The organism is Halococcus dombrowskii, assembly GCF_022870485.1.
Classification (GTDB): domain Archaea; phylum Halobacteriota; class Halobacteria; order Halobacteriales; family Halococcaceae; genus Halococcus; species Halococcus morrhuae.
In genome coordinates this window covers 575,561-588,805 of the sequence record NZ_CP095005.1, presented here as the reverse complement: position 1 = coordinate 588,805, position 13,245 = coordinate 575,561, and the positions used below count along the sequence as shown (strand labels likewise).

The 13,245-nt window shown below is 66.1% G+C and carries 12 protein-coding genes; 8 read left to right on the top strand and 4 right to left on the bottom strand.

Translation table 11 applies throughout. From position 1 onward, the window contains the following. Positions 1–64: 64 nt before the first annotated feature. Together MUK72_RS03190 and MUK72_RS03185 are read left to right on the top strand one after the other, a co-directional pair. Positions 65–1,297, top strand: coding sequence for an FAD-dependent oxidoreductase (locus MUK72_RS03190; RefSeq protein WP_244703887.1), 1,233 nt, complete (start codon positions 65–67; stop codon positions 1,295–1,297). A gap of 50 nt (positions 1,298–1,347) precedes the next feature. Then, on the top strand, positions 1,348–2,637 hold the full coding sequence (locus tag MUK72_RS03185; protein ID WP_244703885.1) for an amidohydrolase: 1,290 nt from the start codon (positions 1,348–1,350) through the stop codon (positions 2,635–2,637). Here the strand turns inward: MUK72_RS03185 and MUK72_RS03180 are convergent, their stop codons facing one another. Beyond that, entirely contained in the window at positions 2,638–4,137 is a 1,500-nt protein-coding gene (locus tag MUK72_RS03180) for a PQQ-dependent sugar dehydrogenase (RefSeq protein ID WP_244703883.1), read from the bottom strand. Positions 4,138–4,245: 108 nt separating this feature from the next. Between MUK72_RS03180 and MUK72_RS03175 the strand changes: the two genes are divergently transcribed. Further along, positions 4,246–5,520 carry an adenosylhomocysteinase gene (locus MUK72_RS03175; protein WP_244703881.1) on the top strand — a complete coding sequence of 425 codons (1,275 nt, stop codon included), beginning with the start codon at positions 4,246–4,248 and terminating at the stop codon, positions 5,518–5,520. Positions 5,521–5,522: 2 nt separating this feature from the next. On the opposite strand, the gene MUK72_RS03170 is transcribed toward MUK72_RS03175, so the two are convergent. Continuing rightward, the gene (locus MUK72_RS03170) at positions 5,523–6,725 is read right to left on the bottom strand and encodes a Fic family protein (RefSeq protein WP_244703879.1); all 1,203 of its coding nucleotides are present in this window, start codon (positions 6,723–6,725) and stop codon (positions 5,523–5,525) included. A 171-nt stretch (positions 6,726–6,896) separates the two neighbouring features. Here MUK72_RS03170 and hjc point away from each other — a divergent pair, with 171 nt between their 5' ends. Continuing rightward, positions 6,897–7,322, top strand: a complete 426-nt coding sequence (gene hjc, locus MUK72_RS03165; RefSeq protein ID WP_244703877.1) for a Holliday junction resolvase Hjc — start codon at positions 6,897–6,899, stop codon at positions 7,320–7,322. 77 nt (positions 7,323–7,399) lie between these two features. On the opposite strand, the gene MUK72_RS03160 is transcribed toward hjc, so the two are convergent. Then, positions 7,400–8,146 (bottom strand): potassium channel family protein, encoded by a 747-nt coding sequence (locus MUK72_RS03160; RefSeq protein WP_244703852.1) that lies wholly within the window; start codon positions 8,144–8,146, stop codon positions 7,400–7,402. A 177-nt stretch (positions 8,147–8,323) separates the two neighbouring features. Here MUK72_RS03160 and MUK72_RS03155 point away from each other — a divergent pair, with 177 nt between their 5' ends. Next, positions 8,324–9,103: an NAD-dependent epimerase/dehydratase family protein gene (locus tag MUK72_RS03155; RefSeq protein WP_244703850.1), complete on the top strand. Its 780-nt coding sequence runs from the start codon at positions 8,324–8,326 to the stop codon at positions 9,101–9,103. A 37-nt stretch (positions 9,104–9,140) separates the two neighbouring features. Here MUK72_RS03155 and MUK72_RS03150 read toward each other — a convergent pair whose 3' ends face one another. Continuing rightward, on the bottom strand, positions 9,141–10,433 hold the full coding sequence (locus tag MUK72_RS03150) for a hypothetical protein (protein WP_244703849.1): 1,293 nt from the start codon (positions 10,431–10,433) through the stop codon (positions 9,141–9,143). Between the two features lie 229 nt (positions 10,434–10,662). Here MUK72_RS03150 and MUK72_RS03145 point away from each other — a divergent pair, with 229 nt between their 5' ends. From MUK72_RS03145 to MUK72_RS03135, 3 genes are all read left to right on the top strand, one after another. Continuing rightward, complete coding sequence (locus tag MUK72_RS03145; RefSeq protein WP_244703847.1) at positions 10,663–11,271, top strand: cyclodeaminase/cyclohydrolase family protein; 609 nt, start codon at positions 10,663–10,665, stop codon at positions 11,269–11,271. Between the two features lie 171 nt (positions 11,272–11,442). Further along, positions 11,443–12,798, top strand: coding sequence for a hypothetical protein (locus tag MUK72_RS03140; RefSeq protein WP_244703845.1), 1,356 nt, complete (start codon positions 11,443–11,445; stop codon positions 12,796–12,798). Between the two features lie 122 nt (positions 12,799–12,920). Continuing rightward, entirely contained in the window at positions 12,921–13,238 is a 318-nt protein-coding gene (locus MUK72_RS03135; RefSeq protein WP_244703843.1) for a cupin domain-containing protein, read from the top strand. The last annotated feature ends 7 nt before the right edge of the window (positions 13,239–13,245 follow it).

Here is a 13,245-nt window from a genome sequence, read left to right as displayed (position 1 = left end):
GGCGATCAACTGCCTTTCGTTACCGGTGCGATAGAGTGATGCGTTCGCTGGCCCGAGAAACGGTGTGAACCGAGCGACCGACGTGCTCGTGATCGGCGGCGGCGCGACCGGGACCGGCATCGCCCGTGATCTGGCGCTGCGCGGCGTCGACGTCACGCTCTGTGAACGGGGCGGACTCGCCGCCGGAACGACGGGCCGTTCGCACGGCGTGCTCCACAGCGGGGCGCGCTACGCCGACTTCGATCCTGACGGCGCGCGCGAGTGCATCGCCGAGAACCGGATTCTGAAGGATATCGCCGGCGCGTGCATCGACGATACGGGCGGGCTGTTCGTCCAGCTCGACGGCGACGATCCGGACTACTTCGACGAGAAGCTCGCCGGCTGTCGCGAGCAGGGCATCGACGCCACGGTGCTGTCGGGCGCGGACGCACGCGACACCGTGCCCGAGCTCTCGGAACGGACCGAGCGCGTCATCCGGGTTCCCGACGGCGTGATCTACCCCTCGCGACTCGTCGCGGCCACGGCCGCGAGCGCCCGCGAGCACGGCGCGCGGATACTGCCGGACACGCCCGTCACCGACCTCCTGTGCGAGGACGGCGCGGTCGTCGGTGCGCGCATCGGCGGTGACGGCGGAGAGGAGAAGGAAGAGATCTATGCCGACCACGTCGTCAACGCCGCCGGCGCGTGGGCCGGGGAACTCGCGGCACAGGCCGGCATCGAGGTGGCGATGCGACCGACCTCGGGCGTGATGGTCGCCGTCGATCACGCGGGGATCGAGCCGGTACTCAATCGCTGTCGCCCGCCGAGCGACGGTGACATCGTGGTCCCTCACGGCTCGCAGGCGGTGCTCGGCACGACGAGCGTCGAAGTCGACGATCCCGACGACTACGACACCGACCGCGAGGAGATCGACCGGATGGTGAGCGAGTGCGCCGCGATGGTGCCCGCCCTCGAAGAGGACGAGATCTCGCGGGCGTACTGGGGTGTCAGACCGCTGTACGCGCCGGACGAGGCCGAGCGCGGCGAATCACGCTCGATCTCGCGCGGCTTCTTCCTGCTCGATCACTCGCGCGACGGCGTCGACGGGTTCACCAGTATCGTCGGCGGCAAGCTCACAACCCACCGACGGATGGCCGAAGCCGTCACCGATCAGATCGCCGACGAGCTCGGCGTTTCGGGCGCGTGTCGCACGGACGAGGAGCGACTGCCCGGCCACGACGATCCCGAGAAACTCGACGCACTCGTCGTCGAGTTCGGCGCGGACTCGCCGGCCGATCGCGACGTCACCGGCGCGTGATTGTCGGAGCGAACCCGTAGATTCACGCCGCCGGACGTGAAATTCCCTGTATGACGACGCTCGAAATCACCGGTGGGCAGGTTCTCAAACCCGATATGACCGTCGAGCACGGCGACGTGCTCGTCGATCGAGAGGCGGGCGAAATCCTGGCCGTCGGTGATGTCCCTGCTGGCGACGAGACGCTCGACGCGACCGACGGGCTCGTGATGCCGGGCCTCGTCAACGCCCACACTCACCTCGCGATGGCGCTGCTGCGTGGCTACGCCGACGACAAGCCGCTCGACAGCTGGCTGCGCGAGGACGTCTGGCCGATCGAGGGCGTGCTCGAACCCGACGACGTTCGCGCAGGGGCCGCACTCGGCGCGCTCGAAAGCATCGAGGCGGGCACGACGGCGCTCTGTGACATGTACTTCCACGTGCCCGCGGTCGTCGACGCCGTCGAGCAGGCCGGCCTGCGCGCACGCGTCGGCCACGGCGTCGTCACCGTCGGGAAGGACGGCGACGAGGCCAGCGCGGATTTCGAGGAGGGGCTTGCGGTCGCGCGCGAGCAGGACGGGGCAGCCGACGGGCGCGTCTCGACGGCGTTCATGCCGCACAGCCTCACGACCGTCGACGGCGCGGAGCTCGACGAGTTCGTCCCGAAAGCCCGTGAGGCGGACGTTCCGATCCATCTCCACGCGAACGAGACGCGCGACGAAGTCACTCCCATCGTCGACGAACACGGCGAGCGCCCGCTCGAATACGCCGCCTCCCACGGTTTGCTCAACGAGACCGACTTCATCGCCCACGGCACCCATCTCGACGCGACCGAGATCGACCTGCTCGCCGAAACCGGGGCAGGTGTCGTCCACTGTCCGGCCTCGAACATGAAGCTCGCGAGCGGCATCGCACCCGTCCAGGAGCTGCTCGATGCGGGCGTGACAGTCGGATTGGGCACCGACGGCGCGGCCTCGAACAACGATCTCGACGTGTTCGACGAGCTGCGCGACGCGGCGATGGTCGGCAAGCTCGCGGCCGACGACGCGAGCGCCGTCGATGCGGCCGCGGCGGTCGGGATGGCGACGGCGGGCAGCGCCGACGTGCTCGGCTTCGACAGCGGGCGACTCGCCGAAGGGAAAAAGGCTGACATCGCCGTACTCGATCTCGATAGCGCGCATCTGACGCCCCAGCACGACCTGGTGAGCCATCTCGCCTACGCGGCCTCCGGAGCGGACGTGCTCCATACCATCTGTGACGGCGACGTGCTGATGCGCGACCGCGAGGTGCTCACGCTCGACGCCGAGCAGGTACGAGAAGAGGCCGAAGAACGCGCTGCGGCCGCCGTCGAGCGGGCGCGCTGATCACCGACCGAGCACTCGTGCCCCGACGGCCGCCAGTCCCGCAAGCGCCGCGAGCACGCCGAATCCAGGCCCGTCCGTACTGCTCGTTCCCGTTGCATTCGTTCGATTCCCCCCACCCGTCGTCGCGGCCCCGTTCCTGGCGTTCGCCGCGGGAACGAGCCGGTGGACGCCGCCACCGAGATCGCCGCCCGCAGTCAGCGCGTAGAGCTCGCCGGCACCGTCGCGACCGATGGCGATGAGATGGGCGTTCAACTCGCCGTTGTTCACCCCGGCGATACGGAGTTTCTCGAACGACCGTAGTCCGTCCTGGCTCGGATCGGCGACGAACAGCGACCCCTGGGGCTTGCCGGCGCGAATGCTGTAATCACCGAAGACGTACTGGCCGTCGAGCGCGTCGACGCCGCCCTTCGAGATGTAGCCACCGATGACCGAGCTGCCGATCGGCTCGTCGTCGCGAGTGTGCGGATACTCGATGATGGGGCCGACGAGCCGCTCGCCGCCGCGGACGTCCCCCGGCGTCTCGGTCGGACAGGAATCGATGTCGCCGTTCGGGCTGAAACAGTGGGTGCCCTCGCGGACGTTCCAACCGTAGTTCTTCCCCTTCTCGACGACGTTGACCTCCTCGTAACGGTCCTGGCCGACGTCGGCCACGTAGAGATCGCCGTCGGAAAAGCCCATCCGCCACGGGTTGCGCAGCCCCCACGCGAAGTGTTCGTCCAGACCCTCTTCGCCGACGAGCGGGTTGTCGTCGGGGATGCCGTAGGGTTTGTCGCCCGTTCGGCTGTCGACGTCGATACGGAGCATGCTGCCGAGGAAGTTCTCCGTCACGTCCTGACCGTTGCCGCCGTCGAGCGCGCCGTACCAGTCCTGGACGTGGCCGGTGCCGGCGTCGTGGGCCGCGCCGCCGTCGCCGAAGGAGACGTAGAGATGGCCGTCGGGACCGAACGTGACCGCGCCGGCGTTGTGGTTGCTCTGGGGTTCGGGCACTTCGAGCAGCCGGCGCTCGGTGCCGGGGCGGCCGCTACGCAGATCGTCGGTGGTCTGAAACTCCGACAGCACCGCCGTGTGCGAGTAGGGTTCCGGAGTGGCGTCGGTCGGTGGCGCGCTGTATCGCAGGTAGAACTTCCCGTTTTCCTGGAAGTTTGGGTGGAAGGCGAGTCCGAGCAGCCCCTGTTCGCCCTCGACGGGCGTCGTGCGGTCGCTGATGTCGATGAACGGGTTCCCCTGCGCGTTCGAATCGACCGTGTACAGCTGGCCGGTACGTTCGAGGACGAACCGCCGGTCGCCGCCCGGTTCGGGGGCGAAGTCGATCGGTTGCTCGAAGCCGTCGGCGACGGTTTCGAGGCCGATCGCCGGCCCACGCGGGACGGGTGGGGTCTGCTGTTGCTGGGGCGTCGCGCGCGCACGGCCGCCCGCGACGAGCGGGACGGTGGCACCGGCGAGTCCCAGAAATCGACGGCGTGGAACGGGGCGGTCGGTCGGGTCGGCTGTGTCGTCCATCGTTGCTGTCGTCGGATGAGAACGTCCGGGTGGCTAAAGTCCTGCCGACAGGCCGCCGGCTGCCATCGTCTTCGGTAGCGTTTTGAGCGCGCTGGCCCTTCCCCGGACATGACCACCGAACCGATCACCGAGCGTCTCGACGATCCCGCGAGCGCCCGCGAGTCGGGCCGCCAGAAGATCGACTGGGCGCGCCAACACATGCCGATCTGCGCCGCGCTGCGCGAGGAGTTCGAGGAAACACAGCCGCTCGCCGGCCAGCGACTCGGGATGGCGATGCACGTCGAAGCGACCACCGCAGTGCTGACCGAAACGCTCGCGGCCGCCGGCGCGGAGGTCGCCATCACGGGCTGCAACCCCCTCTCGACCCACGACGACGTGAGCGCGGCGCTCGACGCCCAGGAGTCGATCACCTCCTACGCCGAACGCGACGTCGACGACGAGGGCTACTACGACGCCATCGAGGCGGTCATCGCCCACGAACCGACCATCACTGTCGATGACGGGATGGACATGGTCGCGGCGATCCACGACGACCACCCCGAACTGATCGACTCGATTCTCGGTGGCTGCGAGGAGACCACCACGGGGGTTCACCGCCTGCGCGCGATGGACGACGACGATGCGCTCGACTACCCCGTCTTCGCGGTCAACGACACGCCGATGAAGCGGCTGTTCGACAACGTCCACGGCACAGGCGAGTCCTCGCTCGCGGCGATCGCCATGACGACCAACCTCTCGTGGGCGGGCAAGACGGTCGTGGTGGCGGGCTACGGCTTCTGTGGCCGCGGCGTGGCGAAGAAGGCTGCCGGCCAGAACGCGAACGTCGTCGTCTGCGAGGTCGACCCCCGGCGGGCGCTCGAAGCCCACATGGAGGGCTACGAGGTGCTCCCGATGGCCGAGGCCGCCGCCGAAGGTGACGTCTTCATCACCACGACCGGCAACCGGGACGTGCTCACCGAAGAACATTTCGAGCGGATGAAAGACGGCGCACTCCTGGCGAACGCCGGCCACTTCGACGTCGAGATCGATCTCGACGCGCTTTCGGAGCTGGCCGAGTCGACCCGCGAGGCCCGTCCCGGTGTGCGCGAGTACGAATTCGCCGACGGCACCCGTCTGAACGTGCTCGCGGAGGGCCGACTCGTCAACCTCGCCGCCCCCATCGCGCTCGGCCACCCGGTCGAGGTGATGGATCAGTCCTTCGGCGTGCAGGCCGTCTGCGTGCGGGCGTTCACCGAAGAAGAGTACGAACCCGGCGTCCACGAGGTGCCCGACGCGCTCGACAGGGAGGTCGCCGAGATCAAACTCGACGCCGAGGGACTTTCGATCGACGAGCTCACCGAGACGCAGACCGAGTACATGGGCAGCTGGGATCACGGAACGTAAGCTCAGTCGCTAGCGATGAGTTTCTCCGGCGACGGGATCTCCTCGGTCGGTCTATTCAGTACGTCGAGCACCTCGTCGGCCTGAAACTCGCGATACCGTTGCTGACCGGTCGTCTCCCGGAGCACACCTTCGGTTTCCAGCCGATCGACAGCGCTGTTGGCCGCCGGATACGACATGTCGATCAGTGTGGCAGCTCCGGAGACGGTAACAACCGGCTCGGTGAAGACGGTTTCCGCGAGCTGGCGGACGGACGGGGGAGCATCCTGAAACCGTGTCCGGTACTCCTCGCGCAATCGGAGAAGGAGCTTCGCACGACTGAACGCCTCGTCGGCCTGTTCTTTGATTCCCTGGAGGAAGAACGCCAGCCATGCGTCCCAGTCGCCGTTCTCGCTGACGGCCAGCAGGCGGTCGGTGTATTCGTCCCGGTTGCGACGGATGTACGAACTGAGATAGAACAGCGGATGGACGAGGATGTCCGACGCGATCAGCATGAGCACGATCAACAGCCGCCCGACGCGGCCGTTACCGTCTACGAACGGGTGGATCGTTTCGAGCTGATAGTGGAGGATGGCGATATCGACGAGGTCGGGATAGCGGCCGGCGGACTGCATGTACTGCTCGAAGTCGTCCATCTTCGACACCGCGACATCGGGCTTCGGCGGCACGAAACGGATGCGACGACCGATACCGTTCGTCTCCTCCTCGATCCAAACGTGCTGTGAACGGAACGCACCGGGGTGTGGGTCGTCGGTTCGATCGGATTCCATCAGCGAACGGTGAAGCGATTTGAGGAGCGCGATCGAGAGCGTCTCGCGCGTGCGTCCCTCGCGCGTCAGTCGAGTAGTTGCGTCGCGAAGCGCCTCCGCGTAGTTCCTCGCTTCGCGAATGTCCTTCGAGTCGGAGCCCTGCCGATACATGTCCGAGACCGTGACCTGCGTACCCTCGACCTGTGAGGACTGTTCGGCCTCTTTGTAGACGAAGAGACCGAACACGGTGTCCGGATCGTCGATCTCGCTCCAGAGCCCGTCCAGCCGGCCGAGCGAGTGCATCGCACGACCGTGGATCGACACGAGTTCCGCCGAGAGAGTGAGGTCCGGTGGGAGATCGTCCGGGAGATAGAACTTCGATGCGGGGAGCGACGCACCCGAATCGGCCGGGAGATATTCGCCCGGAACGGGTTCATCCACGAGATGGCCGTCTTTCATTAGCGACCCAAAGGTCGATCTTAGTAAAAGTATATCGAATACACTTTATTTAGACTGGCGATCAGCCGTCTCGGTAAACGAACGCCGAACGAGTGTTGGTCAGCAGCAGATCACGACCGAGAGTCGACAAACAACGGTGTTTTGACCGATGACCGCGAATCCGAGAAATAGATGTCACACGCAAAGGGCGACCGGCGCGAGCGCGAACTCGTCAACCGCCTCGACGCGGCGGGCTTTGCGGTGATGCGTGCACCCGCGAGCGGCAGCGCCACCGAGCGCGAGCTGCCCGACGCGCTCGCCGGCAACGGGGAGGTGTTCTACGCCATCGAGGCGAAATCCTCGTCGGGCGACCCGATCTATCTCACCGGCGAGGAGGTCGAGGCGCTCGTCTTCTTCTCCCAGAACTTCGGCGCGAAACCCCGTATTGGAGTACGGTTCGACCGCGAGGACTGGTATTTCTTCCATCCGAGCGAGTGCTACACGACCGACGGCGGCAACTACCGCGTCAAAAAGGAGACCGCACTGGAATCGGGGACGGATTTCGACGAGTTCACCGGGGACTCCTCGCGCACGCGCCTCGACGACTACGACGGCTGAAGGCGATGCGTCGTGCGGTTGTCTGACGCGGAGTTAAGTATCACCCGGCTATTGTCCCGAATGGGCGCGCCACCGGTTCACTCCCCATCCTCCCCACTCGCGCGCCCCGAGGTCCCCGCCTCGGCGGCCCTCCCCTCCCCTTTCGTTGCATCGTCCGAAAGCGACGCATCAGTACCGTGGATCGTTGCGCGAACGCTTGCCACCGCGTCGGGATCGGCGATGAGCGCGAGACGATCACCCGGTTCGATCGCCGTCCGTGGAAGCGGGATCGTCAACGACTCGCCGGCCCGCCCGTGGGCATAGATCCGCGCCGCATCGGGCACGTCGAGGGCGACGACGCGCTCGCCGACGACGGGCGAGTCCTCGGGCACGGTGAGCGAGGCCGCCGAGAGCCGTTCGGTGATGTCCGCGAGCACGCTGAAATCCCCGCCGAGGAGCGCCGTCTTCGCCCCGGCCGCGCCGAGCTGTTCGGGATAGATGATCTCGTCGACACCCTCGCTGTACTCGCGGTAGACCGCCGCCGAGAACTCCTCGCTGATGCGCAACACCGTCCGACAGCCGTGGTCGTTGGCGACGGCACAGACCGCGAAGTTGGTCTCGGGATCGCCGGTGAGCCCGCCGACGGCATCGGCCGCATCGAGATCGGCTTCGGCCAACACCGCCGTCGCGGAGCCATCACCCTCGACGACCGTGAATCCGCTCTCGCGGGCGCTCTCGACCTTCGCCGGGTCGTTCTCGACAACGACCACCTCGTGGCCCTCCGTGGCGAGGAGGTCGGCCGTGCGGATACCGACACGCCCATACCCAACGATAACACATCTCATGGCCTGCCGTAGAACGCCCGGGATGAAAACCCTATCTCCTCTCGTTTCGGCGCGCGTTCGGACGGAGCCGACGACGGCCATGAGGGGAGGGAGGGGGACCGTGCCGGGTGGTGCATCGCTACGGGCGCGCATGTTCCTGATCAAAGGCTATGTGCCGACCCCGATTACGGGCGACCGATGACACGGATCGCCATCACCGGTGCGGCGGGCAACGTCGGACGAACACTGTTGAAGGGGTTCGACGATCACGACGTGACGCCACTCACCTACGACGACGAGGACGATATCGATGGGATCGTCTGCGACGTGACCGATCGCGAGGCGTTCACCGAGGCGCTCGCCGGCCAAGACGTCCTCGTGCATCTCGCGGGCAACGCCTCGGCGTACGCCGACTGGGACGACGTGCGAGAAGTCAACATCGACGGCGTCTACAACGCCTACGAGGCTGCCGTCGCCAACGGGCTCGACCGCGTGGTCTACGCGAGCTCGAACCACGCGGTCAACATGGCCGACGTCGTCGATCCGAGCGAACCCGAGACGATGAAATCGGACGCACCGACGGTCTTCTCGGACACCGACGCACGACCTGATTCGTACTACGGGATCACGAAGGTCGCCGGCGAGGCCATCGGTAACTACTACGCCGCCCGCCACGACATCGAGGTGGTCCACGCGCGCATCGGCTGGCTGATGGATCGCGAGGAACTCGTGGATACTCAGGAGAACCCCGACCACGAGTATCCCGAGGCGTACGCCCGCTTCGCCCGCGCGATGTGGCTCAGTCATCGTGACTGTCGCGACTTTCTGGAACGAGCGGCTACGGCCGAACTCGCCGAGAGTCCGGTCGCCGGCCACGGCGTCTCCCGAAACGACGAGCGCTATCTCTCGTTGACCGAAACACAGCGCGCGCTCGGCTACCGACCACGGGACAACGCGGGCGAGGCGCTCGAAAACTGACGGCTCGGCGCGCTGTTTTCCCCGATCGCCCTCTCGCTCAGTCGAACAGTTCAGCGGCGAGCAGGTCGGCGATGCGTTCGTTGGTCGTCGAGCTGTAGTGGCCGCCCTCGCCGCGCTGGACGTAGAGCGACTCGACAGCTTCCGGATCGTCGGCCTCCTCGAAGTGACGCGGGATGTCGATGGTCTCCAGGATCGGGTAGCGCTCGTCGAGCCGATCGAGCAGATCGCCGTAGATGGGGCCGTGGGTCGCCTCGTAGGCTGCATAGCGCAACTGACCGGCCATCGCGAACACCGGCGTAAACTCCTCCTGGTCGGCGTAGTCGACGAACTCGCCGACGATCGCCTCGAACAGGTCGGCCTTCCGGTCGTAGAGCTCCTCGTGGTAGCGAACCCGTGGCTGTTCGAGCCTGACTCCCGAGCGCGTCTTCGCACGGGCGGTGTCGATACCGGGTAGCGAGACGCCGAGTCGCCCTTCGACGTCCTCCAGACCGGCAGCGGCGAGATAGCGGAGCTGTTCCGGCGGGGCGAGCAGGTCGGTCGCGTACGGGAACCGTGCGAGATGCGGTTTGAACCAGTGGTCGTAGTGGTAGTCGTGCGAACGGAGGAACTCGGCGTAAGATTCGAGATCGAGCAGGTCCTCCCGTTCGGTGATCGGCGTCTCGACGCGCTCCAGCGAGCCGTCGTCGAGCCGGTATCGCGGCTTCACCGCGAGCACGTTGCCGAACTCCTGATAGTGTTTCCAGACGCTCAGAATCCGAGCGATCGACGACGCCGTGACGAGGACGATCACGTAATCGGTTGGGTCCTCCGGATACTGTCGTTGCAGCCGCATGAGCGCCTGATCGAGGCCATAGTTGCCGCCGCCGTAGTTGCCGACGTGCGTATCGAGCTTTTCGGCGAGATGGTGCTGGAAGGTCTCGTCGTCGTCGACCTCTCGACAGAAACAGTACGAGTCGCCGTAGGTCGAGATCGAGATGTCGGTACTTTCATCGCGATCGGCGGCCGGACAGACCCGACTGCCGTACTCGTCGGTCGAATACTCGACGACGGTACGGACCTCCTCGCCCGGGAGGTGATCGCCGGTGTCCTTCTGTTTCGTTTGCTCGGGCTGGGGACACCAGCCGAGTTCCGCATCGAAGCTGGACAGCTTTTCGAGCAGCGCCCGGTCGATCTCCGGGAACTCCTCCAGAACGACCGTCGGCATGCTGTTCAATCCCTCACCGTATCGCCGCAACAGTCGGCGCGAAAGGAGTTCCAGACCGACCGCGCTCCCTGCCGCAGCGCCGAGCGTCGCCCACGATCGCGTTCGTCGCCCGTCGGTCTCGACCATCACTCGACAACTGGCGGCACGGTGCTGATATACGTTGTGCTGAACGCACTCACCGGTAGTCGTATTCGTCGGCGCATGGTCCCGAAACGCCTCTCGCGTCTTTCTCGACGGAAATTCGAGGTCTGGTACGACTGAAGGGAGCACTATCCATAGCTATTTTCCGGATTTCGACGATAGCGGGACCGGCGAGCGGAACAGATATTTGACAGCCCATCACGACCGGTCGAACATGGCCTTCGCCGAGCAAACGATCGCCGAATTCCTCGACGACGTCGCAGCACGCGCAGTCACGCCGAGCGGCGGTGCAGTCGCTGCCGTTGGCGGTGCGTTCGGCGCGGCGCTCTGTGAGATGGTGTGTATCCATACGATCGAAAAAGACGACGACGGTGTGGAGTCCGAGCTCTCGACCGTTCGTACTGAACTCGAAACACGCCGGGTACGCCTGCTGGAGCTCGCGGACGAGGATTCGACCGCCATCGACGAGCTGCAGGCCGCGTTCGCGGCGTCGACCGACGAGGGGCGTGCCGAACTGATCGACGAGAGATCGCGCCGTGCTGCCGACGTGCCGCTGGATATCGCCGAAGCCTGTCTCGACGTACTCGATCACGCCAAAACGGTGACGGCGACGGGGAATCGAAACGCACTGGCCGACGCCGGAACCGGGGCCTTCCTCGCTCACGCGGCGCTGAAAGCAGCGGTGTTCACCGTCCGGGCCAATCTCGAACTGATCGAGGAGCCGGCTGTCGGCGAGGAAATCGAGGAGCGTGTGGCCGAGATCGACGGGCGGGGCGACGAAGCGTTGGCACAGGTGCGAGCGAACATCGAGGACGTGATCTGATCGGGCAGCGCTCACGAACGACTCTCGGAACCGGGCCGCGGAGCCGACGATGACGCGAACCGTCGACACGAGTCCGGCGTCGGGGCTAGAAAACGCCGATGTGTCCGGATCGCGCAGGTGCCGAACCTGTTCGGGGGTACTGCGAGGGGGCTGGCCGTCGTAGGCGGGCGCATGAGCGCGATCATGGGCGACCTCGAAACGGATCGACAGCCGCCGATGACGATCCCGCTGGCTCATTTCGTCGTTGGCTTCTGCTTTCTCCTGCTCGGCGGTCTGCTCGGGCTCGTGGACGCGGTTGCTGGCGGAGTCGGGCTGACGCGGCTCTCGCACCTCCATCTGCTTTTCGTCGGATGGATCTGTCTCACCATCATGGGCGCGATGACGCAGTTCGTGCCGGTCTGGTCGGGCGTCGAACTCCACTCGCGCCGACTCGCGCTCGCGCAGCTGTGGCTGCTCACTCCCGGACTCGTCGGGTTCGTCACGGCGCTGCTCGCGGGGAGCCTCGATTGGCTCCCGCTGTTCGGATCGGTCATGCTCGTCGGCTTCTGGCTGTTCGTCTACAACGTCGGGCGGACGCTGCTGTGCGCTCGTCCGTTCGACGTGACCGAGCGCCACTTCGCGTTCGCGCTCGGAACGTTCCTCCTGCTGACGATACTTGGCGTGCTGCTGGCGATCGATTTCACCCAGCCACTGTTCGGGTCGTCGCTCCCGCGTGAGCAGGTTCTCATGGCGCACGCGACGCTCGCGGTCTTCGGCGCGGTGCTCGCGACGGTGCTCGGCGCGCTCTATCAGCTGGGAACGATGTTCACGCAGACCTCGCTGCACGGCATCGATCGCCCGCTCAAACGGTTCGAGGAGGTCGCCTATCCCACCGGCGTACTGGCACTCGCCGCTGGCCGCCTCGTGGCGAACGAGGGGCTCGCCCGTATCGGTGGGCTGCTCGTCGTCGCGAGCGTCCTCGCCATCGGTGTGATCCTCGTCAGGCGGCTCTTCGAGACGCAGGTCCCGTGGACGCCGATGCTGTCGCGGTACGCCGTCGTGGCCGTTGCGATGGTGCTCTGGGCGTTGGTGACAGCGCCGGCGTGGTTCGACGATCCGCTCGCCCGCGCGACGCTGTTCGGCACCGAGAGCGCCCACCTGCTCGCGTTCGGCGTCATCGGATTCGTGGTGCTCGGCACGCTCTATCACGTCGTCCCGTTCATCGTCTGGGTACATCGCTACAGCGACCGGCTCGGCTACGAGACGGTGCCCATGATCGACGATCTCTACGACGCACGCGTCGCCACCGCCGATCTCGTCGCGCTCGTTGTCGGTACCGGACTGCTCGTCGTCGGCGAGCGATTCGCCGTTCCGGCTGCCGTGTTCGCCGTCGGTGGTATCGCCGCACTCGTCGGGTTCACACTCTTCGTCGGGAACATGCTGCTGGTCGTTCGCGATCACAGCCCACAGGGACTCGGGCGTATCCTCGTTCCAACATCCACGTTACGTGAATCACGTGCCGTCGACTCCCGGCCCGAGGAGCGCTGATCCAGCCTCTCTTTCCCCCGCCACCTCTTCACCCGATCATGTTCGGAGTGGAAGCGATGACAATGGAGCAATGATAGAGAAGACGAAGATCGATGACAACGACTGAATCCGAGCCTGAGTCCATGACCGAACCTGAACCCGAACGCGTACGCCTCGACGAACTGGATGGAGCGCCACATGCGGTGGTGTTCGAGCACGACGCGCCACGCACCATCCGTCTCACGCTCGAATCCGACCAGCAACTGCCCGCCCACCGCCATCCGGACACCGACATCGTCTGCCATCTCGTCGAGGGTGAACTCGATCTCGCACTCGATGGTGAGTCCCATCACCTCACCGCGGGCGACCTGCTCCGGTTCAGCGGCGATCACGAGATCGCACCGACGGCCATCGAGGACAGCGTCGCCGTGCTCGTGTTCGCCCCGCAAGAAACCGATTGAGTCCGGA